Raw genomic sequence first — 26,647 nt, forward strand, 5'->3', positions numbered from 1 at the left:
CCATATTGTTTGTGAAAGGAGCACATATATTCTCAGTCAAATATAATAATATGTGGAAATTAGTTCTATTTTGCTGCGTTGATCGCTGTGACTAATTGTTCAACAATATCACTCGCTTCTTCTATACCAATTGATAATCGAATGACAGAATCATTAATGCCGATTTGTTTGCGCTCAGAATCAGTTAATGCTCGGTGTGAAGTGCTGATTGGATATGATGCTGTAGTTTCAACACCAGCTAAAGTTGGTGCGATTTTAATCCAGTCCAATGACTTGAAGAAAGTATCAATATTGATATTGTGGTCTAGCTCAATTGTAACAATTGCTCCATTTCCGCGTTCAGATACGTACTGAGGGTAATACACTTTCTTAATCCACTCATTATTCATTAGTTTCTCAGCAACATAATGTGCGTTATAGGATTGTTGCTTGATTCTTAATCCTAACGTTTTTAATCCACGTTGTGTTAACCACGCTTCAAATGGACTTAGATTTGTCCCAAGGCCGATTACTTTCTGGTTCGCTATTGTAATTAAGTCTCTATGGCCAACGACTATGCCTGAAGTCACATCGCTATGACCACCAATATATTTTGTCGCACTGTGAGCAACTAAATCAACACCTTTTTTAAAAGGTTGAAGTAAGTATGGTGTTGCAAATGTGTTATCGACCATCGTTTTTAAGTTGTATTGTTTTGCAATGCTAACGAGCTTCTCTAAGTCTTCAACACGTAAGAAAGGATTAGTGATCGACTCAGTGTATAATAATTTTGTATTAGTTCGGATTGCTTCCTTTATAGCTTTTTCGTTACTAAAGTCAACTATAGAATGCTCTATACCGAAACTAGCTAATTGTTTTGCAATTAATTGATGTGTACCGCCATAAAGATCCTCAGCAGCAACAATGTGATCACCAGCCTCAACAACTGATAAGATTCCTGCCATTATGGCTGATATACCAGAGGAAGAGGCAACTCCAGCGGGGGCTTCTTCTAGATTAGCGACAGCTTGCCCAAGTTCATTTGTATTAGGGTTATTCTCTCTTGTATAAAGGTAGGGAACATTTCCTTCATAATAGCTTTCTAAATGATCAAGGTCTTTAAAGGTAAAGGCTGAGGTTTGATAAATGGGTGTTGCTTTAGAGTTAGTAGCTTCTGATTGGTCAATCTTATTATGAACGATTTTAGTATTAAGAGACTGTTTAGACATTAAGGATGCTCCTTTCATTAAGTGCTATTTTAGCAAAGTATATAATATGAAGCATATAGTTTGTCAAAATATAAGGGATTAGAACAAGGTTCATTATAATAATAAAAAACCGAACGATTCATTATATAATGAACTCGTCCGGATTGTTGCACTTTGATCGCGAAACTTCCTTGAGCACTGATAAAAAGTAGTGAACGCTGATAAACTTCCTCGAGCGCTGATAAAAAAGTTTGAGCGCCGATAAACATACCCTAAACGCTGATAACCATTCCCGAATGACTCGAGCTGTTCTAAGTGAACTAGGCGTTTAATTTCGCCAAAAAGCATACAAAATCAGTGTAGCTTTCTTTAATCGTTTAAAATACACGATCACCGTTAAATATTGAATTTTTCACAACAACATAATCAACCTGGCGAATAGAGTCTAATATTGTTCCACCTGCATACGAAATGGCTGATTGTAGGTCTTGCTCCATTTCTGTCAACGTATCTTTTAAGGCACCCTTGTGTTCTACATGCATTTTCTTACCTTCAACGTTTTTCTTTTCACCTTTTTGGTATTCTGAAGCTGAACCAAAGTATTCTTTATACAGCTTGCCATCCTTCTCTACTGTTTCACCTGGTGATTCTTCGTGTCCAGCAAATAATGAGCCGATCATAACCATTGAAGCTCCGAAACGTATCGATTTTGCGATATCTCCATGTGTACGAATTCCACCATCTGCAATAATTGGTTTCGAAGCGGCTTTGGCACAAGAGCGTAGAGCAGCTAATTGCCAGCCACCAGTTCCAAAGCCAGTCTTGATCTTCGTAATACATACTTTCCCTGGCCCAATTCCCACTTTAGTCGCATCAGCTCCGGCATTTTCTAATTCTCTTACCGCCTCAGGTGTACCAACATTACCAGCAATGACAAAGCTTTTTGGTAAATAATACTTAATGTGCTGGATCATGTTGATGACTGAATCTGAGTGGCCATGAGCAATATCAATTGTAATGTAATCAGGAACTAAGCCTGCTTCTGTTAATTGTTTAACGAAATCAAATTCTTCTTCTTTAACACCGACACTTATAGATGATACAAGGTTTTGTTTTTGCATACTTTTGATGAAATTGATTCGTGTTTCAGGGTTGAAGCGGTGCATGACATAAAAGTAACCATTTTGAGCTAGGTGTGTTGCAATTGTCTCATCAATAATAGTTTGCATGTTAGACGGTACAACTGGAAGCTTGAATGTATGATCACCGAACTGAATGCTCGTGTCACATTCTGAACGGCTGTTAACGATACACTTATTTGGAATTAATTGAACATCTTCATAATCAAATACATTTTCCATCGGGATCTCTCCTTAAATACGAATGTTTATAAAATTTATAGTTAAATTGTTCGTCTTACAATTGTAATTTACATGATTTTAAACTGTTTGTCAAAGGAACTTTAGTTAAAAAGTGAATCATTTACTTTTAAATAGGGAATAATGTTTGGTTAAAAAGTGTTAAAGGAGAATGATATGAGTAAGCGTAATATATGGGCTGGCATCTTGTTTGGAATAGGTACAATGGGGTTTATCGATGAAATCGTTTTTCATCAGTTGTTGCAGTGGCATCACTTTTATGATCGTTCGACAACAGAAATAGGAATTATTTCAGATGGTCTATTCGGTGCGTTTGCTTGGTTTGCGACCATTGGTGGGCTGTTTTTGTTAGCTGACCTTAAAAGGCGTAATCGCTTTAATGCATTACGTTTTTGGGGAGCGGTTGTGTTAGGAGCTGGTGCATTCCAACTTTATGATGGGTTAATTCAGCACAAAATTTTACGGATTCATCAAATTAGATATGTAGACAATGTCATAATTTATGATCTTGTGTGGAATCTGTCAGCAGCCATTATGATTATGATTGGGATTATAATGCTTAGGTCTGGAAATAAAAAAGATCGAGAGGGGGAGGCTGTATGAATCATCAGCATACTGAACAGACAAGTACTATGGTAGAGGTTAACGGCTTATTCTCCCAGACCTTATTGGGTATTCCTTTTGTAGTTGCACTAATATTATACATAATAGCGTTTGTTGTTTCACGACAACGTGGAAGAGAATGGCCTGTTTATCGATCTGTTTTTATGTTGTTAGGGGTCTTTTTAGCTTTAATCTCTGTATTTGGCCCACTTGCTGTAAGAGCACATATGGATTTCACTTATCATATGCTAGGGCATTTATTTCTTGGTATGCTGGCACCGTTATTAATTGCATTATCAGCTCCAATGACTTTATTTTTACGTGCGCTGTCTGTTAAAAACGCTAAGCGGCTAACGCGAATTTTGAGGTTAAAGGTCACAGGCTTCTTCACTGACCCAATAGTTGCATCGATTTTAAACATAGGTGGATTGTGGGCTCTTTATCGAACTGATTTATATATGGCCATGCATGAATCACTTTTATTACATGTGTTTATTCATATTCATGTCTTTTTAGCAGGTTATTTATTTACAATTTCTCTAATATATATTGACCCAGTACCACATCGAAGAACATTTATGTATCGAACGATTGTCTTTATTTTTGCATTGGCTTTTCACGGTATTTTATCGAAGCAAATTTATGCTTATCCACCAGATGGTGTTCCAACAAGTGAAGCGCAAAGTGGTGGGATGTTGATGTACTATGGTGGTGATCTTATTGATGCCGTTATAATCGTCATTTTATTTTATCAATGGTATCAGTCAAAAGTACCACGAAGTACTGCATTACAACCTAGTATGGTGTCAAGTTGAGAGAACGGTTTAATAGATGTTGATATATTCTCGCTGGTATTTACATCTGAACGCTGATTTTGACTAAAAATCAAGGAAAAGAAACAACCTTTGTCGAATGGTATAGAGAGTGACTAATTTGTAGAGAGAATAAATTGGTGTTAGATGCGCGTAGAAGTAATAAATATAACTACTGAGGGAAGTATCCATTAATCAGATTAACATAGATAAAATGACTTTTAGGGAGAGGGTTTTAATTGGGTTACCAACCTAATTCATTTGTGAATGATCAAGGGTTTATTATAACAGAGGTCTCAATACGAAAGATTTCATCACAATTTGAGCAAGTTGTAAATTTAACGATTAAAGGAATTGAGTCTCAATTAGGCTCATATATTCATAGCATTTATGTATATGGAAGTGTAGTGGCTGGTAGAGCAATAATTGAAAAGTCAGACCTTGATGTTTTAGTTGTATTCAAAGAACTGCCAGATGAACAAATAGTTAAACAAATTGATGAGCTTGCTCAAGGGCTAAGTCAAACATTTAAAGAGAAAGTGAGAGACGTTGGTTTAGTATATACTTATTTGGAAGAAATACGTGAAGGACCAGAGTCTCTAGGGTTGAAAGTATTTTTAAAACATTTATGTGTATGTCTATATGGGGATGATCTTAGTGTTGAATACCCATGCTATAAACCAACAAAACGAGTTGCTGCCGCTTTAAATGGTGATGCTCCAGACGTTTTAAAAAGGCTTTGGAAGAAGTATAGTGATAGTCAGAGAGTTCAAGATAAAGTTCAAATTCAAAGAAGCATTGCTAGGAAGATCATCTGTACAGGCGCATGCTTTGCATCTGCAAAACATGGTGTATGGGCGACGGATAGAGGGGATATGGCTCGATTGTTTATGTACTGTTACCCTAACAAAACTAAACAAATAAAAATAGCATTGTTTGCTTCAGATGAACATAAGAAAGTTTCAAGTGAACAAATAGAGATATTAAAATCGTTAAGTGAATGGGTATCAGAGCAAGCAACACATGTTTTTGGTGAGTATCGGAAGAATTAGTTAATGTCATTTTAGAAAAATTAGAAAGCAAGGTGAATAAAGTTTGAGTCAATTATCCTTTAAAGAATTGAAGTCAAAAGAAGAGGTAGCAGAGGCTTTTACAATTATAAACCAGTTAAGAACTCATCTAGATATGCATAGATATCTAGACTTAGTAGAGGATGCACAGAAGAATGATCAATATCACATGGTTGGGTTATATGATGGAGGAGAAATGGTTGCTGTTATAGGGTATAAGCCGATGATTACTCTATATTATGGGCGTTTTGTTTGGGTATGTGACTTAGTGACTGACACTAGTAAGCGTTCGAAAGGGTATGGAGAAAAGCTACTCGATTATGTTCAAAAATGGGCTGAGGAAAATGGGTATAAAAGTGTCGCTCTGTCTTCTGGAATAAGTCGTACAGACGCGCACCGATTTTATGAAGAAAAAATGGATTACGATAAAGTAAGCTACGTTTTTAAAAGAGAATTATAACTTACTCTACCGTTAATCTTAGTTTGTCATAGATTCATAGTCTTCTTTTAAAATAGCGTACACTTTTAAATCTTTATGATGACCTTTAACGAACATGCTCTTTCTTAATGTTCCTTCATAAGTCATGCCAATCTTTTGCATAACGCGCTCTGATCCTTTGTTTTCAACGAAACAGCGTGCTTCAATACGTATGAGATCCATATTTTCAAAGCCGAACTTAATCAGTTCTTGAACTGCTTCAGTCATAATGCCGTTACCCCAATATTGATCAGAAAGTACGTAACCAATTTCAGCTTTTTGGTGAGCTGGTTTCCACCATATATAGTCGACTGTTCCGATGATCTTCTTAGTTTCTTTAAGTTCAATTCCAAAAGGTGCAACGTCATTGTTTTGATATTGATCTAAAGCGAACTGAATAAAGTCCTTTGTATCATCGAGGGATTGGTGGGTGTTCCAACTGACATATTGTGATACTTCATCTTTAGATGTGTATTCGTTGATGTCTTCAACATCATTCATTGTTAGTTTTCTAATTTTTAAGCGGTCTGTCTCTAATGTAGGAAAGTTACTATAAACGTCTTCGATCTTCATGAACTCACCTCTCAAAAGGTATTTCTAATTATTATACATAAACTTAATTGGAAGTAAATAATTTACTTGAAATTTAAATCAGATCATATTTAGGTATTAAGTTAGAGGAGGTTTATATGAATGATTAGAAAAGCTGTGGGTGCTATTGTATTTCAAGGGAGTGAGTTTTTATTAGTCCAAAAAATGAAAATTAGTGCTATTGGAAATGAACATATTGCTGATGGGGAGTGGGATTTTCCCAAAGGTGGGATTGAACAGAGTGACTGGGATTTACAGAGTGCTATTTTAAGGGAGTTAGAAGAAGAGACTGGTTCCACTGAGTATAGAATTATTAGGCAATTTGAAGAAAAGATATGCTTTTCCTTTGATGAAAACATTAAAGAGAAAACGGGATATGAAAAGCAAGAGACAACTATGTTTCTAATAGAATATTGTGGAGATCGGTCTGATTTGGAACCTAAAGACCATGAAATTGCAGAAGTAAAGTTTCTAACATATGAACAGGCTTTTAGAACCTTTACACATAAAGACACAAAGGAATATTTTAAGAAAATATTTAATGATTATGTTAACGACTGTGTTTTATGTAACCCTACCCTAGAACCAAATCAACAAGTTGTTTTCAGTAATGTATATTGTATGTTTTTACAGTTAGAACAATCAAAAGTGAAAAGAATTCAGTTAGAGGGAGCGGGATTAATTGTTCCTAGGAAACACCGAGAAACAGTTTTTGATCTGACACGGGAGGAATGGGAAGCTACATATGATTTGTTGAAACAAGTTAAGACTTATATTGATGAGAAATACCAACCACAAGGGTATAATGTAGGTTGGAATTGCGGAGAAGTTGGTGGGCAGCATCTATTTCACGCTCATTTGCATGTTCTTCCACGTTATAAGGGAGAGCCATTAGCTGGAAGAGGTATTCGCTATATGTTTAAAAGTGAACAAAACAAACAAAAGTGAAGAGGAGAGGATACCCCTCTCCTTTAAGTGAGTTACGGATTCCATATTCGGTTAATTGTTGTTCGTTTACCATCAATCGTTAACAAATGGACATCAGGGTTTGTTAACCTGTGGTAACGGGATTTCTTTTTAAAGTGGTCTAAAATTAGAGGAATGACACCACCATGAGAAACGATTACCGTGTTCTTTACATTACGCTTTTGAATGTCTTCAATAGCTTCAATTGATCGAGCCCTTTTATCTTGAGGTGATTTCCGATCAATGACTGATAGTTCAGTTTTGGAAAATTGTTCACGTAATTTTCCCATCCATGAAGAAAAGAGTTGTTGGTTCATAAGTCGCTCTGCTATCCGTCGATCAACTTCAATTGGCACATTGTTTTCTTTAGCGTAAGGTTCAATCGTCCCTACCGCGCGGATATATGGGCTAGAAATAATTCGGTTGACTTCATAGTTTTTGAAGAATTCAACTAAGTCTAATGCTTGTTGTTCGCCTAAAGTTGTTAATGGTGCTTCTGGATTTTGCCCTTCTGCTTTACAATGTCTGACAATGTAAATGTTTTTTGTCATGTCTTTCACCTCAAGATCACTAGTAGGAAGATTGCTACTATAGTAATAATTTATTAAAACTATTAAAATTCTGTTCAATGACTTCGCCCGTTTTCTATTAAATTAGTTGTTCGATGTTGTCCCATTTATAGATTAAAAGCTCTAAATCTTTACCTTGTATTGTAATTGTATCACCTTTAAAGAAAGAGGCTCCAAACGCTTCATAAAAGAATTTTGATTCATTACTATTTAATACTTCGACAAAGATGGTCCTATACCCAATCGCATTAAAGTGGGCGAATAAATCATTCATGAGTAATGTTCCAATCCCTTGTCCTTGAAAGGGTTTGAGAATATAAATGGACGTTAAGTCACCAGAGCCTTCAGTATCATTAGATACCCGCTTACCTCCACTAGCAAAACCTACAATGTTGCCTGAATCGTCCTCAGCTACAATAATGTACTGATTTTGAGCTGAAATATTGTTAATCCAAAGGTTAGTTCTTTTTTCATAAGTTAAGTTTTTCAAATATTCATCAGGTACAATACCTTTATAAGTTGTTCGCCAGCTATCGACATGAACTTTAGCAATGCCACTTGCATCTGAAACTGTTGCTTCACGTATATTCATCATATCCCACCTTGGTATGGTTTATTCGATAAGAGACGATAAAATCCCTTTTAAGTAGGATTTTAAAAAAAGACCCCTGATTAATCAGAGGCCTCCAAAAATTACTGAATAACTTTTGCGATATATTTTCTTTGTCTTGGTCCATCAAATTCACAGAAATATAATCCTTGCCAAGTGCCAAGTACTAGTTGTCCATTCTCAATAATTAATGTTTGAGCATGTCCGACAGTGCTCGTTTTCATATGAGCAGCCGTATTCCCTTCCATATGCTTGTCTTTAGGGTCTTCCCACGGGTAAACTTCGCGAAAGCGTCTTAACATATCTGTTTTAACATCAGGGTCTGCATTTTCATTTACAGTAAAGCCAGCTGTTGTATGCATGGAGGACACAACGATCATCCCTTCTTTAATCCCTTGTTCATGAATCCAGCTCTCAACTTGACTAGTAACGTCAATCATTTGATCGTGATCGTCTGTTTTAAGGTGAAACGTGTTCATCATGGCAATCTCTCCCTACAAATTGTTTAGTTCATCATAACATTTAAATAAAGTAAAATCCTATCGCAATAATGATATAAGCGCACATGAGAGTAAGCCCTTCAAACCAGTTTGTATCACCATCATTAATGATCATAATCGCTAAGAAAACAGAAAGCAGCATAGAAATGAGTGCTTCTGTTGGAAATACAAGTGGCATAGGGTTGGCGAACATAAAGGATAACAAGACTAAAATAGGTGTAACAAACATCGCAATCTGTAATGTTGAACCAACCGCGATTTCTACTGAGACATTAATTTTATTTTGTAAAGCCATGTAAATAGCTGCGATATTTTCAGCAAAGTTCCCGATAATCGCAACAATGATAATCCCGATAAATACTTCACTCCAGCCAAATGATTCAGCAACATCTTCAAACGTATCAACTAACTGGTCACTCACTAGTGCAACTGCGATTGCTGCTGTAGCTAAGATGATAATGGATTTCCATTTGCCCCATTCGGGTGTTTCGTGCTCTTTGTCACCATTTTCTTCTTTTTCAGCATAGACACCTCTATGGGTAACGAGTCTGAAAAATAAGGCAGCAAAGTAAAGCAGTATCATAATGATCGCGATCCCAGCGCTTAGCCATAATACTTCATCGTCACTAATTTTCTCAGCAAAAATGAACGGGAAGACGAATGAAACAACTACTGAAAACATAAGTAGCCCAAGGTTGTGACGAGCATCATAAATGTTAAATTGTTGTCTCTTATATTTAATACCACCAATGAAGAAAGATGAACCAGCTACAAGCAATAAATTACTAATAACAGCACCTGTCATAGCCGCTAATACAATATGTAAATACCCTGCAGCTAAGGCGAAAATTGAAATCGTTAATTCGACAGCATTACCAAATGTAACACTTAAAAGCCCACCAATTCGTGGTCCTGCTATAACAGATAAGCTATCAGTTGAGCGTCCAATATACGAGGCTAAGCCTAAAATCGTCACGCTATAAACACCGAACATCCAAGTTGAGTCCCAACCTAAAAATGTTCCAGCTGCAGATAATGGTACGCCAAGTAGTACAATGATGAAAAACACCTTATTCATATCTTTCCTGCCTTTCACAATGTTCTACTTTATAGGCTTATCGATTTTTAAAGAAATCATACAGCAATCTTACAGGGTTGGTATAAATTCATAGCCTTTTTAATTATTTTTTGGTTAAATGGGTAAAACAGAAATTATTAGTATTCATATTACAGTTATTCTAGGGGGCTTATATGGAGGCTATTGCTTTAGCGTTAGTGGTTAAGATCTTTGCTGCTTTTGTTGTGTTGTTATATTTCACCCCAACATTAATGGCGCTGAAACATAACCATGAACATAGGTCGTGGATTGTGTTATTGAACCTATTGATTGGTTGGACTATTTTAGGCTGGCTAATCATTTTAATTTGGTCGATCCGTGAGCAGTACTATATCACACAATAACAATGTATAAAATTAACAAAAAGCTACAACCCTTGTATAGAGTGGGCTAGAGCTTTTACTATTAACTTCTATTATTTGGTAGTTTGAAATCTATTGAGTTGTAAGTGTTCAGTATCCATAATGAGTGTCGGGGGTCAATAACATAGGAGGGTAATTCAAATATGTTAAGACCAGTATTATTAACATTAGCAGCAATCGTTGTATCTGCAGTGTTGGTTGTTGGACCTGTACAAGCAGATGAAAGTTCAAGTCCTTACGAAATAACTTATGAAGTTAAAAGTCAAAGTAACCAACAATCTCTAGGGTTTAATATTCAAGAGATTAATAGTTTCTTTGATCAATTAGAGTGGGACTTTAACTGGAACCAACAGCCGACAGAGCAAGAGGAAGTAAATGAACCGGCAGAACCGGTTGAAGAGCCTCAAGAACCAACAGAGGATGCTAATGAACCAGAACAAGAAACAGAAAATAACGAATCAAATCAAGAAGAAAGCACAAATGATGATTCGTCAAACTATGATGTTCATGAATTTGAACAACAAGTTGTAAGCTTAGTGAATGAAGAGAGAGAACAAAGAGGTTTACAACCGTTAGAGTTATCAGGAGAACTAAGTGATGTTGCCCGTGCGAAGTCACAGGATATGGCTGATCAAAACTATTTCAGTCACCAATCACCGACTTATGGTTCTCCATTTGATATGATGGACCATTATGGTGTTGATTATCGCACAGCAGGTGAAAACATTGCGATGGGTCAACGTTCACCTGAGGCAGTGATGCAAGGGTGGATGAATAGTGATGGTCACCGTGAAAACATTTTAAGTGATGATTTCACACACATTGGTGTAGGTTATGTTGAAGGAAATGGTTCAATTTATTGGACCCAAATGTTTAAAGCACAATAAAAGATACTCTATATAAAAAAACTTGCCAAGTAGAAATTGTTGAAGATAGAGGCGAGTTAGACTAATACAAGTGGGATGAATGATGTTCTCCTATCTTTGTAAAAAAGGCAGTCTCAGTTGAGGCTGCCTTTTAATTAATTATTATGAGCTAAACCAAACCCTAACTCTCACTAAATCTTGAATGGAGCCATCTTGTGCACTGCGTGAATAAACTTGTAACTCACCTAATGAACTAGTAGGTTCTTGGTCAAACTCAAGGTTATCTAAAAATTGACTATAAGATGGTGCTGCGTACCTTGCTGTGGTAAACGATTCTTCAATAACAACCGTTTCATTAGAATCGATTAAACGGTAAAGGACATTCGCTTCAAATGTCCGTGCAAATCCTTCAAGTAAAGCACCATCACGAATAATAGTACCAGGAAGGGGCAAAGTTACAACTATATTTTCTGACATTGATAAAGGTATGATGATTCGGACGCCTTCATAAATCGTATCAGCTGATATGCCAAATCTATTCATATTTGCTTGGAGAATGTTATCGATTGGAATGCCTGTTCTTTGAGAAATATCTGCTAATGTATCACCAGGTTCAACTTCATAAATGAAGACAGGTAGTAGTATTTGTTGGTTAACATCCATATAATCAGGGTTATGGATCGTTCGATTTATCCCAATAAGTAGTTCAGGTTCTAAAGAAAATCGATTCGATAAATAGCTAATTGTATCACCGTATTGAACAACATATAATGTTTCGGTCTCTGTCAGTAATGTTTTAGGTATGACTATTACTTGCCCGGGCTCCATCATATATAAATCAGTAAATGGTGGATATAATGCATTCGCTTCGACAATAGAATCAACATCACTTCCATATCGTTGTGATAGTTGATAAACAGAGTCACCTGGTCTTACAGTATGAATGATATGTGTTCCACGCCTAATCGTCACCTAAGATCACACTCCTTTTTTCAAGACCATTTTATGCTACATTTGTCCTAAGTATGAACTAAAAAAAAGCCTACACAATTATGTGCAGGCATTAGCTACTAAGAGTCACGGTCTTCTTTATCCTGTTTATGATGCTTGTCCATCTTAGGTATGAAGTCGTTTTCTTTAAGCTTATCGAAGCGTTCATCAAGATAAGACTTCATTTTATCTGCTTTTTCTTCTGTGAACACACCATACTCGACATATTTATCGATAATGACTTTGTGTTGTTCAAAAGCGTTGTGGTGTAGAGCTTCCATTTCAGCTAGTTGTTCTTCAGTCAGCTCTACATCTTCGTTTACTTCTTCTTCTGCACCCACTTGTGTTGTTAATATGCCGATTGATGCGAAAAGAACAAGAAGTGTTGAACCAAGTAATAAAGTAATTCTTTTTGCCATTTTAATCACCTCATCTGAAATTTTGTCATACTTTAACTTGTACTAATTTTTGAAAATCATACGTCCGTTATAAGACAAGGTTTAGGTTACATATGTTTTAAGAAGGGTATGTGTCGTATATGGGAGGGTTCATATGCTTAAAGATATTGATTGGTCTATAGTGTCATTTGTAGGAATTACAATGATTAAAGAATATTGGGTTTATTATCGCTTACCACATGTTCAGTATTGGAGTATGCAAGTGAAAATAGAAGACAGGAAATGAAGTAACCTCTCTTTAGAAACAAAAATAAGATATGCTATAATGTACTCGTGAAAGTATAGAAGGGGCATTAGCTCAGCTGGGAGAGCGTTGTGCTGGCAGCGCGAAGGTCGTCGGTTCGAGCCCGACATGCTCCATTATTGATTAATTAAAGCAAAAAGCTGGACCTTTATTATAATAATAAGGTCCAGCTTTTTTATTTTTGTCTAACTCCATTGATCATTTACGCTTTAATTTATTAGTTTCTTTAACTCATGCCAAACTAACTATGTTAATATATATGTAATAGTTGGAATTTTTTGAAAAAATGAGGTGGAACAGATGAATAAAAAAGGTGGTAGAAAAACTAGGCATGCTTTAGCACAACTGTCCAAAAGAGAAATGTGGGTTTGGGGAGCTGGTAGTTCACCTGGAATTATTTATAGTGGAATGAGCTTGACAAGGAGGATTACATGATACGCAAGATAAACTTTTTAAATGTAGAAAAGGTGTACAGGGGAGATGGAGTACAAACTTCGGCACTAAATGAAAACAATTTATCGTTTGATATCGGCGAATTCACATCTATTATTGGACCCTCTGGATCAGGTAAGTCGACCTTGCTGAGTTTGTTGGGGACGTTGGATCAACCGACAAACGGCAAAATCACTTATGATGATGAAGAGATTTTAAAGAAACGCAAAAATAAAATCGCCGATTTCCGCTTTGAAGAAATCGGGTTTATTTTTCAGCAGTTTCATTTGCTTCCTACACTCACGGCTATTGAAAATGTGTTAACTCCGTTGTTCTCAAGAAAAGTACCCTATAACAAGCAACAGCGGGCAAAAGAAGTGTTAGCACAAGTGGGATTAGAGGATAAGGTGAATTCGCTGCCCTCACAATTATCTGGTGGTCAACAACAACGAGTAGCGATTGCTCGTGCGATTGTGCACAAACCGAGCTGGCTACTGGCGGACGAACCAACTGGGAACCTCGACTCTGAAACTGGGGAACTCATCTTTGAGTTATTGAAGCAGTTGAATCAGGAGGAAGGGTGTGGGGTGATTTTTGTCACGCATGATGCAGCTCTAGCATCTAAAGCCAACCGAATCATTACAATGAAAGATGGATCCGTTCAATCGGATCAAGTGGGTGTTTCCTTATGATGCGATTTATTTGGCAGAATTGGTGGCGGAAGAAAGAACGACTGATTTTGTTATTAATTGGTGCGTTCATCATCAGTGCTGGGTTAACTTACTTAATTGGTCTTTCGGATTCGAATAGAGGAACCATCGTTGATTCCTTACAAAATCAGTGGAGTGCCTCTTATGATATTGTTGTTCGGCCAGAAGGTTCCCGTAGTGTAACGGAAGAAAAAGAATTGTTGGAACCCAACTATTTGAGCGGGCTAAATGGCGGAATCAGCGTGGATCAATATGAAGCGATCAAAGAAATATCTGGCATTGAGGTGGCAGCACCAATCGCCGTAATTGGGTATGCTGACTATGAAACAGATTTCGGGTCTGTCGAATTAGAGGAAGAAGGCATTTACCGAAAAACACAAACGGTTTCAGTCAATGATGGAATAGGAATTGAAGAAGAAATTAGCAGATACTACTTCCCTTATAATGTGTGGGACATTTTAGACAAGGGCTCTGAGTATGGCGTAGGCGCACCTAATTTCGACCTGAGCGTACATAATTTATCATTACTAGCAGGAATCGATCCAGAACAGGAAGCGAAATTGATTGGTCTTGATGAAGCCATCTTAGATCGGGGGTCAAGTCGGTTTTTTAAAGACACAGATGGTTACTATTTTAATGAAAATAAAGGGTATCACGAATTTCCTATTATCGTGAATAACCATGCGTTTGTCGATAAAACAGTTGATATCACATACGAACGACTGGATTTACCCATCAACGATCAGAACGCTGATGAATTGATGGAAGAGGTGAAAAACAGTGGCGGACAGGACTATTTACACACAGTAGATGGTTCTGAGCATCATCGATCCACCTATACCGGTGAAGAAGCTTTTCATGCTTTCATTAGTGAGATGACAGGGGTTGATTGGGAAACGGGTAAAGTGATTGAACACGAAGAACAATCTGAAGATGAGCCTGATGAAGCACAAACACAAGCCCAACAAGAAGGGGTCACAGGGATTGTGTTTCAATCCAGCCAGTTGAATTACGAGGAAATCGGAAGCCCTTATGCGAACCGTTGGCCTTATAGCTATCAGCTTGAACCAGTTCAAAACAGTGAGGATGTCATGGGAGCATACGCGAATCAGGAATCATTCCGGGAACCCGGTTTAGTAGCAGAAACGTATACAGAACTCCCTAGAATTAAGCCTGATTGGATCGGATTCTATGACTCCAGCCAGTTAACTATTTCACAGGATCCAACGAGTGAATTACCGATGGAAACATATCGACCAGCCTCGGCAGAATTGGTGATGGATGGTGACGGCCAACCTGTGAATCCCCCGCAACAATTGAAACCAAACGGGGATCCTTATAGCTTTTTAACGGATCCACCAGGTATGTTAACCACGATTGAAGCGGCTGAAGAACTGATTGGTCATGACGAACCGATATCAGCTATTCGAGTGAAAGTCACAGGTGTGACGGATATGGGTGAAGAGAGCCAAGAAATCTTAGAACAAGTCGCATCTGAGATTGAAAATCAAACCGGGTTAATCACTGACATTACATTAGGATCCTCTCCTCAACTGGCGCTCACATATGTGCCCGAAGTGAATGATCAAGAAGCACTTGGATGGCTCCAACAGCCCTGGGTCAATATTGGTTCATCCATTTCGATATTCCGCGAAACGAAGATGAGTTTTACAAGCATATTGGCCAGTGTAATGATTGTCGCTGTCGTATATGTATGGTCATCAGGGATCGTTTCCCTGTTAAGCCGGCGAAAGGAGTTTGCAGTTCTACTATCGATTGGCTGGCGGCCCTCGCAAATAAGTAAGTTATTATTGTTCGAATCCATCATCGTCGGTCTGTTTGTCGCACTCACGTCCTGGATGATGCTCGGATTTGTATACATGAATAGCGCCTCCAGTATCTCGATCGATCGGTTTGTGATGACCGGGTTATTCGGGTTCCTGATTTATCTGTTAGGAGCTGTCGTGCCGATTTGGATGACCAAACGCATTCGCCCGTATGAAGCCATCCAAAGTGGAGAGATCAGTAAAACAAGTAAACGAATGTTTCGAACCAGAGGCCTTCTTACCATGGCGTGGAGCCACTTTGTTGGGAAATGGAAGCGTAGTTTACTGTCCATTATTTCGATTGCATTACCGACTGCATTATTAGGACTGTTCCTATACATTACCTTTCAATTGAGGGGAGTCATGTATACCTCCTTATTGGGAGAATATGTCGCGCTGGAAGTCGGTCCGACCCATTATGTGGCGATTGTCATTTCTTTGATTATCGCGATTTTAACCACCGCTGAAATTATTTGGCAAAATGTCTCGGAACGGAGTGAAGAAATCTCGCTTTTACAAGCGATTGGCTGGAGGAGTAGTCGCATCCGAGGATTAATATTAGCAGAAGGCATGTATAGCGGGCTTTGTGCATCGATTGTAAGTATGGTCGGTGTGGTCCTCACGATCTATGGGATCTATGGTGAATTTCCTATTGGAGAGCTTGGGTTCATCATATTAACCGGCTTGATACCAGTAGTAGTTGGGTTGATCGGAACCATTATACCGGCGGAGCGGGCAGTTCGTATTCTTCCGAATCAGGGCATACAAGGAAGTGTCTCGAATCGAAAAGTCATAGAAAAACGGATGAAATGGGGTCTTGGGGCAACGGCTATTGCTTTACTTGGCACATTCTTATTTGCGATGGTTCAAGTCGCTCCAAATATAGAGACCACCAGTAACGATCAAACGGATCACGAATCAGAATATTCCCCTACAGTGGGAGAAGTAAGTGAAAGGGAAGAGGAGGATGAGAGTGATGAGGTAACAGAGACGCAAAGTGAGACTGTGAGTTCTCAATACGAAGATTATCATTTAGTTTTAGAAGAGGGGCAAAACAGTCGGGAAGTAGGATATGGTGTACTCTCCTATTCCGTAGAGAGAACACACGAAGAAACTATCGAAGGAACTGATATGAAAAAAGTGACTATTGATTTTGAATTTGAGATTCTAGATAATAACATGGTTAAACTTAGACCAAAGAGGGATTTCTATCTAATGAATTCTGAAGAGAGATATCGACCGACAGAAGTTAATATAACAGAAGTAACCGGTTGGGAAGAGGAAGAATGGTTGAAAGGCATACGTGATGGAAAAATGGTAGGGACATTAACATTCGAAGTCCCTGCCAATACAGACGAAAACGGGTTATTATTTTTGAATTATAGTGATTATGGAAGAGGGATTTTTGTAGAATTTAATTAGTGATAGAGGAGAAAGTAATAACCACCTTTGTCCCCATGCCTTGCTTTGGTTAGAAATAGTTATTTGGTTCTTATTAAAAGAACCGATATTATCCTTTTAGTTAATAAAGGGAAAGGTATGTGTTTTCTTAAAGAAAAATATTGTTTTAAAGTTGCTTGAGAAAATATAATATATTGATTGTAACTTATAACAAAGTTCTATTAAAAAAAGTAACGTTTGACTAAAATAACCTCTTCGGACTTCAGTTTAAGCCCCTAGGAGGTTATTTTAGTTAAAAGATAAATTATCAGATTTAAAAATCATGATCAGAGAATGCCAGTTTGATATAAAATTTAAACCCATTCACTCATGACTTAATAACTATGTTAGTATATATTTAATAGTTAGAATTTTTAGATAAAAGAGGCGGGGTGAAAGTAGTGAATGAAGAGGGAGTGAAAAATGACCAAGCTTTAAAACAACCACCTAAAAAAGAGATGTGGGCTTGGGGTGTTGGGAGTTTTGGTACGTTTACGATCTGGACATTAATTGGTTCTTTTTTAACGTATTATTATACAGATGTAGCAGGATTAGCTGCCGGTGCAGTTGGGACGTTAATGTTAGTAGCTAGATTAATGGATGGTGTAACGGATTTAGGAATGGGGTCGTTTGTTGATAAGACAAGGTCGAAGCATGGAAGTGCCAGACCATGGCTTCTATGGATGGGTGTACCGTTAGGTGTGGCTACCGTTCTATTGTTTTCTGTGCCTGATTTAGGGGATACAGGTAAACTCGTTTACGCTTATGTGACTTATTTTTATTTATATTAGTTTATACATCTGTTACGATCCCTCATAAAACATTGATGGGCGTAATGACACAAGATCAACATAGTCGATCGTTGACGAACATTTATGCCCAAATCTTAATCTTGTCTGGTACGTTGTTAACGATGGTTATATCTGAGCCTTTAGCCCAAATCGTTGGGTGGACTGTTGTTGCTTCAATTTACGGTGTGATTGTCGTCATAGCTTTACTTATTACCTTTAAGAATGTTAAGGAACGAACAGAGTTGTCAACGTTAAGTGGTGAAGATGGTGTTGCAGCAAAAGAAGGTTTTAAAGCTCTGTTGAAAAATAAGTACTGGTGTAAGCGTCAAGTAAAAATGAACACTTTTTGCTAATTAATTCTGAACACTTTCTTCCTTAAATATGGAAGTTCGATTCTTCATTCGATGACTGTCTTCACCGTGAAATTGAATGACTTCTACCCGATGTAGTACCCTATCCAAAATGGCTGTGGTGATCCCTTGATCACCTAATAACTCGCCCCACTCACTTGGACCCTTATTTGAAGTTAATATAATCGAGGCTTTGTCATGTAAGTCATTGATGAGATGGAAAAAGAGATTAGCTTCTCTCTGATCCATCGCCATAAACATTAGGTCATCAATAATGACCAGATTAGCGTTTCTGATTCGTTTCATCCTAATTTGGGCTTTTCGTGTGAATTCTTCAGCTTTTAAATTCCTTATTAATTCTTCCATAGTTATAAACATGACCTGATACCCTTGATTAATCGCCTCAATCCCCAGTGCAGTGGCTAAATGGGTTTTACCGACACCCGCTGGTCCTAACAGGACCAAGTTATATAATTGATCTACCCAGGTTAACTCACTTAACTGTTTAATTTGCTTTTGACTTAAAGTTTGTTGCTCATTAAGGTTGAACATCTCAAGTGTTGTGTGGGCAGGAAATGCTGCCCACTTCAATTGTCGTTCAATTTGCTTTTCCTCACGTCTTTTTAGTTCATATGAAGCCATTTCTGTTAATAACTCACGATAAGTCCATTCTTTGGATTCGGCATATCGAATGAGATCAGGTAGGTATTCTGCTGTTTCTGCTAAACGTAGTGTCTTAAACTGTTTTTGTAATGGCTCTAAAGTCATTGTTATTTCACCGCCCCTTCAAGAACCTCAAGGTACGGATCCAAATCTCTTACTTCTGGTTTCATGTTGTCATAATTAGATTGTCCAGCTGACATCTGTTGTATGGCCATTTCTGTACTCTTAGTGGATTGTTGTTGCCTTATTAAATGGGTTAAGACATCTTTAAATTCCGAAGCACTATAAAAACGGCTTTTTACACATTCATTCAGAGCTTCAGCTCTTATGTTGGATGGAACATCCTTAACCGAATCTGAAATGATTTTTAACTGATCCCTCATGTATCGGGGATACTGTGTTTGAATTTCCATTAAATAACTCATAGCCTTGTCTTGATTTTGGAACGCTTCAGAAACAGTTTTCATATAGGCAGGTATACCTTTCGTTCGGTCTCGTTTGTGTTGTCTATCTTGAATGAGTTCTCCTTTTCCTTCACATAATTGATGCTCAGCGATAATAGGCCCACCCATAGATTCATGTATGCGAAGCTTCTGATCATCTGTTGCGTTCACATACACGCTATTGTGTTTATCATAAGTGCCTAATGGCACAGAATAACGATTGGACTCGTATAAAATAGTGTTGTCCTTACGTACGACTCTTGCTATACTTGAATTAATAGGTGAATGAATTATTTTCTTAGTAATCGGCTTAAGATGTTTCTTTTCGACGGAGAACACTTCTGCCGGTTTCTTTTTTATTGTATTATTCACTTTGCCGTTGCCTGTCCTCTCAAGCCACTCCCAACATTGTTCATTCCATTGTTCTATGTTTCTGAATACACGGTTCTTGGCAAAGTTTTGCTTAATAAACTTAACACTATTCTCCACTTTTCCTTTACTCTCTGGGTCAGCTTTACGACAAACATAAAGTTGGAACTTTCGTTCTCTATAATAGGTTTGAAATTCCTCGGTTAAAATAATATCGCCACCGTTTTCACTAACAACGATCAATGCATCTTGATCATAAACCATTTCTTCTGGTACCCCTCCAAAGTACTCAAAAGCATGTTCATGAGCTCGAATAACATCCTTTGTGGTGAAAGGTCGATCTAACCACTCTGCATACTTGTAACGAGAATGCGATAAAACAAAACAAATCACATATACTTTTTGAGTACGACCTTGAGTTGTTTTTTGTTTCGATTGTCCAAAATCCACTTGTATCTGTTTACCCATTGGTAACTCTGGAATCGCCTCGTAGGAACGAGGTGTCATCACTTTTGGAATGTTATATTTTTCTCTTAGTTCTTTAACATAACTTCGAACTGTACTTTCTCCGACCGACAGGTCTGCGAAACGTTCCTTCAACCAATCATGAACTTGAGCTCCAGAAAGATCAGGGTTTTCGCTTAACCAAGTATGAATTAATAACTCGTAATGATCCAACTTGCGTTTCCTTTTACGTGTAGAAGCCATCCACTCAGCCATTTCTTCTGGCGACTTTTCGAGATACTTATAAACTGTTGTTCGTGAAACACCTAATTTTCTTGCAATCCTCCTAATTTTGAATCCTTGTTTCTTCATTTGATAGATTTCCATAAACATTAGCCACTTTTCCACCTTTTTTCCCTCCTGCTGATAGATGATAAATCTATCATACTACGGAGAGTTATTTTTTGATTGAAAAGTGTTCATTTTTATTGAGCAAAAACTGTCTACTTTAGTTTAGCGTTTACAACTGGATCATTGTTACTTTATTTTGCGTCGTTTCTTATGCCATTATGGCCTTAATCCAAGGGGCAGGTATTTATTATGCAAACTGGATCATCGGAGATAGTTCGGTGTTTTCATTTATTGGTGCAGCGTTGATCTTGCCGATGATTTTAGGTTTATTATTCCTTGGACCACTAGTTAAAAAGTATGGTAAGAAAAACATCATTATTGTTGGTTCGTCAATATTAATAATTGGACAGTTAGTAAGAATGATTGAACCAGAAAACTTAACGATATTTCTAATCGGAACAGCGATTGTAGGGATCGGTTATATGCCAACAATTGCTTTTGTGTTTGCTTTAACTAATGAAACAATAGAATATGGTCAATATAAAACAGGCATTCGCTCTCCTGGCATTATTAATAGTGGAACAAGCTTTGGGATGAAAGTTGGAACAGGTGTTGGTATGGCATTGATTGGTTGGTTACTAGGCATGAGTGGCTACATTGGAACTGCAGATGCACAACCACAGATTGCTCTAAATATGATTCTAGCCTTAAATATATATATTCCACTTTTATTAGCGATTGTTCAAATAGTATTAATGTTATTTTATCGCCTAGATCGTGAGTACCCTAAAGTCATAGAGGAGTTGAAGAAGTAGTTTGTAAGTGTCACATAAGTTGAATACGATTAGAAATTTGAAACGATCCTTACATCAAGGGTCGTTTTTTATTGCTGAATTTTTAATTGATTAATTATATTAACCGTTACAACTTTAGCTAAGTTGCATTGAATAATATAGTAAGAAAAATAGTTTTAAATTATGAAAGTCAATGAAAAGGGTGGAAATAGAATGAGTTCAGGAAATTGTTGTCCCTCTGGAAGCACTACTGTCCAAGGCGTATTTAGAGCGTCAGAGGAGTGGTAGGCGATGAGTAGTTCATGTGGTAAGAGGGGTAATTTTAATTTAGAGCCGTTTATTATTGAGTCGTCTTTTTGTGGTAATTGGTCCTATCCTTGTACGGAAGCAGAGACGAGAAGGTTACTTTGGGAAAATGGTAATGAAAGTGGGACGCCGCCTAGTAATAATTTAGTCGAGCGAGTGGGTGGGACAATCACAGTCAATTATATTAGTGGTTGTGCGAATAGTTTAATAGTGATCGTAACGGATTCGGATGAGCAAGAGCACGTATTTGAAATTTCTGCTCCTGTAGGTCCATCTGTTACGAATCAGACGGGTAATGCTGTTAGTAAAACATTCGCAAGTGTTGAACGAGTTGAGATTGTTTGTCAGGATGAGAGCCTGAGTGGTTCGTGCTATGGGAAGTATTGTATTGATGTGAACTATTTAAGAGTGTGGGATTCTTTTGACTAAGAGAGGTCCTAAATATTGCTAAGTGTTTACGAAGTCGATTTTTTGTTCATTATGGTAGTATCCGTACTATAATAATAGTAGTAGAAGTTCATCAAGGAAGGAACGAGCTATATGATTAGAGCGATTTTACTCGTGACGATTATTTTTGGTGCACTATATTTGTTCCCTGTAGGCGGATTTTTCAGCCAAGAGTCTACTGATGAAGAACAAGTAGGTGAGGGTATAACATTAGAAGATGTCGTCGACGACTTTAAAGATAGAATGTCAGAAGCTGATTTTCAAGAGATGATTGGTTCAGTCGTTGAAACGTTTGATCACATTGCAGTTACACTTTCGCAAATAAGTCAGGGTGATCAGGAAGCATCTCCTGTGTTTAATCCAAGTCAACTAGATGGATATCAACCGGAAAGTCAAGTTGATACAGAAGACTTTACACCGCAAGAGTTTGAAAAGGAAGTGCACGCATTAGTTAATGAAGAGCGTGAAAAAGAAGGACTTGAACCTGTCGAGTTTTCCGAAGAGGCGAGTGTTGTTGCGCGTGAGAAATCGTATGATATGGCAGTTAACAACTACTTTGACCACCAATCACCAACTTATGGCTCTCCTTTTGAAATGATGGATGAATACGGTCTGCATTATATGGCAGCAGGTGAGAACATCGCGATGGGTCAGCGCTCACCAGAGCAAGTGATGGATGGGTGGATGAACAGCGATGGTCACAGAGCTAATATATTAAGCGATTCGTTTACTCATCTCGGTGTTGGCTATGTTCAAGATGGGCATCAAACGTATTGGACACAAATGTTTATAGGAAAGTAAAAAAGAGATACGAGTATATGTATCTCTTTTTGATTGTTATTCATTCGGTGGGAGCTTATAAGTAACATTCCCATCTTCATCGAGGAATTCAATTTTAGGAGTATCATGCTCGTCAACGACCATTCTAATGCGTTGGTTCCCTTTGCTGTCCATTAATTTAACTGAAACATCGCCTTTTCTGCTTTTCCCCATTTGTGCACGTGGAACATTACCTTCAAAAAGTTGTTTAGTAGCTTCATCTTTCTCATCATCAGAAAGGTTGGAGTTTTTTATTTCCTCATGTTGTTCGATTGTCTCTTTTAAGCTTTGTTCAGGTCGGTCATATACTGAAAAGCCGTAGTTTCGTTCACCATTGTTGTCGACATAACTCATTTGGACAACTTGATCTTGTTTATATTGGTCAAGAGTCAATGATGCACCAGCTTCGTAACTACCATCTTCTTTAATTTCATTTCCGTAGATTAAACCACCACATTCATCACCTTCTGAGTTGTAAAACATTAATCCAGAGATCGGATCATTTTGTCGATGGCCTGGTATAAAGTCGACACCATCCATAATAGCAGGCGGGATGTGATCTTGATTAAATAAAGAAAGCTTTACTTTTCCGTTTTTGTCGACAATATTTAATTGTTCGGCCTCGATTTTATTGAACTTTTTTGGCTCTTCGTTTTGAGACATGTCAATTCCCCCAAGATTTAGAATGTGTGTCTAGTTTAACATAATTATCCAACTAGGGAATGGGAAATTGAAAAGCAACTGGTATTTCCGAGTACTTTTCGTTATGAATCAATCATAGGTAACAGGATGTGAGAAGGGTAATCTTTATTTTGATATATAGTTTGGTTCGCAATGGTTGTCTCTGTAGTATTCTTTAAACTGTAACCTGTATTGGGGTTTACATCATACATCGGGAAATTACTAGATGAGATTTGAATTCGAATTCTGTGACCTTGTAAAAATTCAATACTAGTTGCCCAAAGGTCGATCTCAAATAAAGTAACGTCACCAGGCTTAAAATTCGGGTGTTGATGTTTCGCTCTAACAATACCTTCAGTAACGTTAATTGAAGTTCCGTCTGGTTGTACGTCAGTTAGTTTAACAGTGAAATCTGTATTAACGGCTTCAGATCTGGCATAAATATAGGCTTTTACGGGACCTGTTACTTCGACTGGCTGCTCTAGTGGTTCTGTTGTATAGATGAGAACATCATCTCTAGTTTCAATTTCATTTTGGGCTAATGGGCCGGTGTTTATTCCATGAATGAAAAGTGATGGCCCTCCTTTAGTTGGTACAGGTTGGTTAGGGTCATACTTAAATTGGTTGTAACTTTTATTTTCAGAAGGCTGATTAAAAGAGAGTCTGTTGTCATTTTGTAAATATAATGGTGTGTAATTCGTTCTTGCTAATGGCCATTCGTACTCAGACCGCCACTTATTACTTCCCATGACAAATAGTTTAATAGGAGCCTCTTCAATTACATTAGAACTTTTTCCTTTTAACCAATGATCAAACCATTTGATGTGTAAGGAAGTGACATCATCTTTACCTTCAATGTCGTCACCTGAACTGTGCAAACCAAAATATCTGTCACCAAAGTATGGTGAAAACACACCGTGTCCCCAAGGCCCGATGATTAACTTTTGGTTAGAGTTATTTTGAACTGTTTCAGTATAGTTATTAATTGTTGCATTTAAGAAGCAGTCGTACCAACCTGCCATGTGGAAACCAGGTGTTTGAACTGCATTGATGTCAGTGTGTTTTAGCGTATCACTAAATAGTTCATTGTTAATATAGTCAGTGTAAAGTTGTTGAATAGTTTCATGCTCCATAATCGGAGGCCATTCATCATATGGTGTATAACGATGCCATTCAAATATATGGTCTAAATCATGAGTTATTTTTTTCTCCGTTAGTTTGAATTGCTCTGCCGTTTGTTTTCTTTTTAAGTAGTCACTAGCGACGGAATCTAACATCCATGTCTGTAACTTAGCTAGTTCCACAGCGCCTTGACGTTCTGAGAATTCTTCAGCAATGTTATGTCCTGTAAAAGCAGGGAAGATTGCTTTTAGTGACGGTGGTTGACTCATCGCGGCGAACATTTGGGTAAACCCGTAATAAGACAAACCAAATAAGCCAACGTGACCATTACTAAAATCTAACGAGGCTGCCCACTCGACGCTATCATAACCGTCATTAAATTCTTGATTAAACGGTTGGAATTCTCCTTCTGAAGCGAAGCGGCCACGAACATCTTGTATGATGACTACGTATCCTTGTTCTACTAATCGAAGTGGGTCGATGTAGCGATGTGAGAAGTTTGGTAAGTTTTTATTATAAGGCAAACGACTAAGTAAAGTTGGGAATTGTCCAGGTTGATTGGGACGATATATATTGGCATATAGTGTTACACCATCTCTTAACTTACAGGAAACATCCTTTTCAATGATGACTTGTGACATAAGTAACATTCCTTTCTTAAATTTTTTTATAGAAAAGAGGTTGGGATAGGAGGTTTGGAGAGCTATGAAAACACGAACAATTAGATTTTTAGATTAATTGATCAGTCGCTTAGCGGAATCAAAATGCGTAGACTCCTGTGGGAGCAAAGGCCAGGGTGAGACCCCGCAGTGCGTAGCACGAGGAGGCTCATCAGCCGCCCACGGAAAGCGAAGCATTTTGATGGAGCGGATCTAAAAGTAAAACCCGAACGAAGTTATAAGTGATTTCGTTCGGGTTTTGCGTTTAAACAATTAGTTCCGTCTCATCCCCTTGTTATATTAAAAGGGGAGGTTTAGCTTTCTAGCATTTCATCAATGTGGTCTTGATTGTTATCGATCCACTCTTGTGCAACTTCTTCTTCATCTGCACCATCTTCAATCTCAACAATCATAGCCTCTACATCATCAATTGGAATGCTCCAATTTGATAGAAACTCATAAACTTCTGGATGATCATTAGCTAGTTCACTATTAGTTACAACGTGAACTGAAGACTGTTCGAAGTAATCAGCTGCTGGCTCTTCAACAATTTTAAGATCAAATTCATTAAACATAGTGTGTGGTCTCCAACCATAGAAAATGACTGGTTCTTCGTTATTCATCATGCGCTGCGCTTGTGCAATCATTCCACCTTCAGAAGAATTAACTTGTTCAAAGTCTAAGTCATAAGCTTCGATGAATTCATCGATCGTCTCTGTAACACTAGCACCGTCTTCGATACCGTAGATTTCGTTTCCGAACATATCTTCGTTACCTTTTAAATCTTCTACAGTTTCAATGTCATCTACGTACGTTGGAACAACTAAACCTGCATCTGCATTGTCATAGCTTGTGGCAACATTTTCAACAGAATCTTCATACTCATCAAAGTAGATTTCGTGAACAGGCATCCAAGAATCCATGAAAATATCAATGTCTCCACGTGATAAGCCCATGAAAGTAGAGCTTACGTCTGCTTGTGTCTCTTCAATCTCATAACCCATATCTTCAAGTACTAGTTTTGCTACTTTTGTTGGAGGAACTGTACTTGTCCAAGGTGTTACACCAAATGTTAGTGTGCCTTTTTCTTCAACTTCTGCTGAATCTCCGTTACTGTCTTGATCTTCACCGTTTCCGCATGCTGCTAACGCAACAAGTGCAAGAGCAGTTAGTGTAATAAATAATTTCTTCATGAATA

The 26,647-nt window shown here is 37.7% G+C and carries 28 protein-coding genes, 1 tRNA gene and 2 pseudogenes; 17 read left to right on the forward strand and 14 right to left on the reverse strand.

The window, feature by feature from the left end; all coding sequences use genetic code 11:
• Window positions 1-65 precede the first annotated feature (65 nt).
• Both ABDZ63_RS00290 and guaC read right to left on the reverse strand, forming a co-directional pair.
• Window positions 66-1,208, reverse strand: a complete 1,143-nt coding sequence (locus ABDZ63_RS00290; RefSeq protein WP_343780905.1) for a trans-sulfuration enzyme family protein — start codon at window positions 1,206-1,208, stop codon at window positions 66-68.
• Between the two features lie 356 nt (window positions 1,209-1,564).
• Complete coding sequence (gene guaC / locus ABDZ63_RS00295) at window positions 1,565-2,548, reverse strand: GMP reductase (protein WP_343780907.1); 984 nt, start codon at window positions 2,546-2,548, stop codon at window positions 1,565-1,567.
• A gap of 174 nt (window positions 2,549-2,722) precedes the next feature.
• Here guaC and ABDZ63_RS00300 point away from each other — a divergent pair, with 174 nt between their 5' ends.
• The 4 genes from ABDZ63_RS00300 to ABDZ63_RS00315 all read left to right on the forward strand — a co-directional run bounded on the left by ABDZ63_RS00300 (window position 2,723) and on the right by ABDZ63_RS00315 (window position 5,511).
• On the forward strand, window positions 2,723-3,169 hold the full coding sequence (locus tag ABDZ63_RS00300; protein WP_343780910.1) for a DUF2243 domain-containing protein: 447 nt from the start codon (window positions 2,723-2,725) through the stop codon (window positions 3,167-3,169).
• Complete coding sequence (locus ABDZ63_RS00305) at window positions 3,166-3,984, forward strand: cytochrome c oxidase assembly protein (RefSeq protein ID WP_343780912.1); 819 nt, start codon at window positions 3,166-3,168, stop codon at window positions 3,982-3,984. Before ABDZ63_RS00300 ends, ABDZ63_RS00305 begins: the two co-directional genes overlap by 4 nt.
• Before the next feature lie 236 nt (window positions 3,985-4,220).
• Window positions 4,221-5,033: a nucleotidyltransferase domain-containing protein gene (locus ABDZ63_RS00310; protein ID WP_343780915.1), complete on the forward strand. Its 813-nt coding sequence runs from the start codon at window positions 4,221-4,223 to the stop codon at window positions 5,031-5,033.
• 43 nt (window positions 5,034-5,076) lie between these two features.
• Entirely contained in the window at window positions 5,077-5,511 is a 435-nt protein-coding gene (locus tag ABDZ63_RS00315) for a GNAT family N-acetyltransferase (protein WP_343780917.1), read from the forward strand.
• An 18-nt stretch (window positions 5,512-5,529) separates the two neighbouring features.
• Here ABDZ63_RS00315 and ABDZ63_RS00320 read toward each other — a convergent pair whose 3' ends face one another.
• Window positions 5,530-6,102, reverse strand: a complete 573-nt coding sequence (locus ABDZ63_RS00320; RefSeq protein WP_343780919.1) for a GNAT family N-acetyltransferase — start codon at window positions 6,100-6,102, stop codon at window positions 5,530-5,532.
• Between the two features lie 120 nt (window positions 6,103-6,222).
• Here ABDZ63_RS00320 and ABDZ63_RS00325 point away from each other — a divergent pair.
• Window positions 6,223-6,657, forward strand: a pseudogene (locus tag ABDZ63_RS00325) (NUDIX domain-containing protein); the annotation flags it as partial.
• Complete coding sequence (locus ABDZ63_RS00330) at window positions 6,655-7,068, forward strand: HIT family protein (protein WP_343781109.1); 414 nt, start codon at window positions 6,655-6,657, stop codon at window positions 7,066-7,068. The pseudogene ABDZ63_RS00325 and the gene ABDZ63_RS00330, both read left to right, overlap by 3 nt.
• A gap of 32 nt (window positions 7,069-7,100) precedes the next feature.
• Here ABDZ63_RS00330 and ABDZ63_RS00335 read toward each other — a convergent pair whose 3' ends face one another.
• From ABDZ63_RS00335 to cax, 4 genes are all read right to left on the reverse strand, one after another.
• The gene (locus tag ABDZ63_RS00335) at window positions 7,101-7,637 is read right to left on the reverse strand and encodes a histidine phosphatase family protein (protein WP_343780921.1); all 537 of its coding nucleotides are present in this window, start codon (window positions 7,635-7,637) and stop codon (window positions 7,101-7,103) included.
• A gap of 97 nt (window positions 7,638-7,734) precedes the next feature.
• Window positions 7,735-8,247: a GNAT family N-acetyltransferase gene (locus ABDZ63_RS00340; RefSeq protein WP_343780923.1), complete on the reverse strand. Its 513-nt coding sequence runs from the start codon at window positions 8,245-8,247 to the stop codon at window positions 7,735-7,737.
• A gap of 101 nt (window positions 8,248-8,348) precedes the next feature.
• Window positions 8,349-8,747 (reverse strand): secondary thiamine-phosphate synthase enzyme YjbQ, encoded by a 399-nt coding sequence (locus ABDZ63_RS00345; RefSeq protein WP_343780925.1) that lies wholly within the window; start codon window positions 8,745-8,747, stop codon window positions 8,349-8,351.
• Between the two features lie 40 nt (window positions 8,748-8,787).
• Complete coding sequence (cax, locus tag ABDZ63_RS00350; RefSeq protein WP_343780928.1) at window positions 8,788-9,843, reverse strand: calcium/proton exchanger; 1,056 nt, start codon at window positions 9,841-9,843, stop codon at window positions 8,788-8,790.
• A gap of 173 nt (window positions 9,844-10,016) precedes the next feature.
• Between cax and ABDZ63_RS00355 the strand changes: the two genes are divergently transcribed.
• Window positions 10,017-10,226 carry a superinfection immunity protein gene (locus ABDZ63_RS00355; RefSeq protein ID WP_343780931.1) on the forward strand — a complete coding sequence of 70 codons (210 nt, stop codon included), beginning with the start codon at window positions 10,017-10,019 and terminating at the stop codon, window positions 10,224-10,226.
• Window positions 10,227-10,387: 161 nt separating this feature from the next.
• Window positions 10,388-11,131, forward strand: a complete 744-nt coding sequence (locus tag ABDZ63_RS00360) for a CAP domain-containing protein (RefSeq protein ID WP_343780933.1) — start codon at window positions 10,388-10,390, stop codon at window positions 11,129-11,131.
• A 141-nt stretch (window positions 11,132-11,272) separates the two neighbouring features.
• Here the strand turns inward: ABDZ63_RS00360 and ABDZ63_RS00365 are convergent, their stop codons facing one another.
• Both ABDZ63_RS00365 and ABDZ63_RS00370 read right to left on the reverse strand, forming a co-directional pair.
• Window positions 11,273-12,082, reverse strand: a complete 810-nt coding sequence (locus ABDZ63_RS00365; protein ID WP_343780936.1) for a LysM peptidoglycan-binding domain-containing protein — start codon at window positions 12,080-12,082, stop codon at window positions 11,273-11,275.
• Window positions 12,083-12,180: 98 nt separating this feature from the next.
• Window positions 12,181-12,519, reverse strand: coding sequence for a DUF2680 domain-containing protein (locus ABDZ63_RS00370; RefSeq protein WP_343780938.1), 339 nt, complete (start codon window positions 12,517-12,519; stop codon window positions 12,181-12,183).
• Window positions 12,520-12,652: 133 nt separating this feature from the next.
• Between ABDZ63_RS00370 and ABDZ63_RS00375 the strand changes: the two genes are divergently transcribed.
• The 6 genes and pseudogenes from ABDZ63_RS00375 to ABDZ63_RS00400 all read left to right on the forward strand — a co-directional run bounded on the left by ABDZ63_RS00375 (window position 12,653) and on the right by ABDZ63_RS00400 (window position 18,354).
• Window positions 12,653-12,784, forward strand: a complete 132-nt coding sequence (locus ABDZ63_RS00375; RefSeq protein ID WP_343780940.1) for a hypothetical protein — start codon at window positions 12,653-12,655, stop codon at window positions 12,782-12,784.
• A 61-nt stretch (window positions 12,785-12,845) separates the two neighbouring features.
• Window positions 12,846-12,918, forward strand: a tRNA-Ala gene (locus tag ABDZ63_RS00380).
• Between the two features lie 184 nt (window positions 12,919-13,102).
• Complete coding sequence (locus tag ABDZ63_RS00385; RefSeq protein WP_343780942.1) at window positions 13,103-13,237, forward strand: hypothetical protein; 135 nt, start codon at window positions 13,103-13,105, stop codon at window positions 13,235-13,237.
• Entirely contained in the window at window positions 13,234-13,926 is a 693-nt protein-coding gene (locus tag ABDZ63_RS00390) for an ABC transporter ATP-binding protein (RefSeq protein ID WP_343780944.1), read from the forward strand. The genes ABDZ63_RS00385 and ABDZ63_RS00390 overlap by 4 nt, the downstream gene beginning before the upstream one ends.
• Window positions 13,923-17,192, forward strand: a complete 3,270-nt coding sequence (locus tag ABDZ63_RS00395; protein WP_343780946.1) for an ABC transporter permease — start codon at window positions 13,923-13,925, stop codon at window positions 17,190-17,192. Before ABDZ63_RS00390 ends, ABDZ63_RS00395 begins: the two co-directional genes overlap by 4 nt.
• A gap of 476 nt (window positions 17,193-17,668) precedes the next feature.
• A pseudogene (locus tag ABDZ63_RS00400) lies at window positions 17,669-18,354 on the forward strand (MFS transporter).
• On the opposite strand, the gene istB reads toward ABDZ63_RS00400, so the two are convergent.
• Window positions 18,355-19,125 carry an IS21-like element helper ATPase IstB gene (istB, locus tag ABDZ63_RS00405; RefSeq protein ID WP_343781111.1) on the reverse strand — a complete coding sequence of 257 codons (771 nt, stop codon included), beginning with the start codon at window positions 19,123-19,125 and terminating at the stop codon, window positions 18,355-18,357.
• The gene (gene istA, locus ABDZ63_RS00410) at window positions 19,122-20,678 is read right to left on the reverse strand and encodes an IS21 family transposase (protein ID WP_343780949.1); all 1,557 of its coding nucleotides are present in this window, start codon (window positions 20,676-20,678) and stop codon (window positions 19,122-19,124) included. The genes istB and istA overlap by 4 nt, the downstream gene beginning before the upstream one ends.
• A gap of 125 nt (window positions 20,679-20,803) precedes the next feature.
• On the opposite strand from istA, the gene ABDZ63_RS00415 reads away from it, so the two are divergent.
• From ABDZ63_RS00415 to ABDZ63_RS00425, 3 genes are all read left to right on the forward strand, one after another.
• A complete protein-coding gene (locus ABDZ63_RS00415) occupies window positions 20,804-21,436 on the forward strand; it encodes an MFS transporter (protein WP_343781113.1) in 633 nt (210 codons plus the stop codon).
• Window positions 21,437-21,706: 270 nt separating this feature from the next.
• Window positions 21,707-22,150 carry an S-Ena type endospore appendage gene (locus tag ABDZ63_RS00420; RefSeq protein ID WP_343780951.1) on the forward strand — a complete coding sequence of 148 codons (444 nt, stop codon included), beginning with the start codon at window positions 21,707-21,709 and terminating at the stop codon, window positions 22,148-22,150.
• 111 nt (window positions 22,151-22,261) lie between these two features.
• Window positions 22,262-22,969 (forward strand): CAP domain-containing protein, encoded by a 708-nt coding sequence (locus ABDZ63_RS00425; protein ID WP_343780954.1) that lies wholly within the window; start codon window positions 22,262-22,264, stop codon window positions 22,967-22,969.
• Window positions 22,970-23,005: 36 nt separating this feature from the next.
• Here the strand turns inward: ABDZ63_RS00425 and ABDZ63_RS00430 are convergent, their stop codons facing one another.
• The 3 genes from ABDZ63_RS00430 to ABDZ63_RS00440 all read right to left on the reverse strand — a co-directional run bounded on the left by ABDZ63_RS00430 (window position 23,006) and on the right by ABDZ63_RS00440 (window position 26,642).
• Window positions 23,006-23,650 (reverse strand): hypothetical protein, encoded by a 645-nt coding sequence (locus tag ABDZ63_RS00430; protein WP_343780957.1) that lies wholly within the window; start codon window positions 23,648-23,650, stop codon window positions 23,006-23,008.
• Window positions 23,651-23,751: 101 nt separating this feature from the next.
• A complete protein-coding gene (locus ABDZ63_RS00435; protein WP_343780960.1) occupies window positions 23,752-25,431 on the reverse strand; it encodes a CocE/NonD family hydrolase in 1,680 nt (559 codons plus the stop codon).
• A gap of 332 nt (window positions 25,432-25,763) precedes the next feature.
• Window positions 25,764-26,642, reverse strand: coding sequence for a glycine betaine ABC transporter substrate-binding protein (locus tag ABDZ63_RS00440; protein ID WP_343780962.1), 879 nt, complete (start codon window positions 26,640-26,642; stop codon window positions 25,764-25,766).
• Window positions 26,643-26,647: the final 5 nt, after the last annotated feature.

The organism is Alkalibacillus silvisoli, assembly GCF_039521975.1.
Taxonomy (GTDB): Bacteria; Bacillota; Bacilli; order Bacillales; family Alkalibacillaceae; genus Alkalibacillus; species Alkalibacillus silvisoli.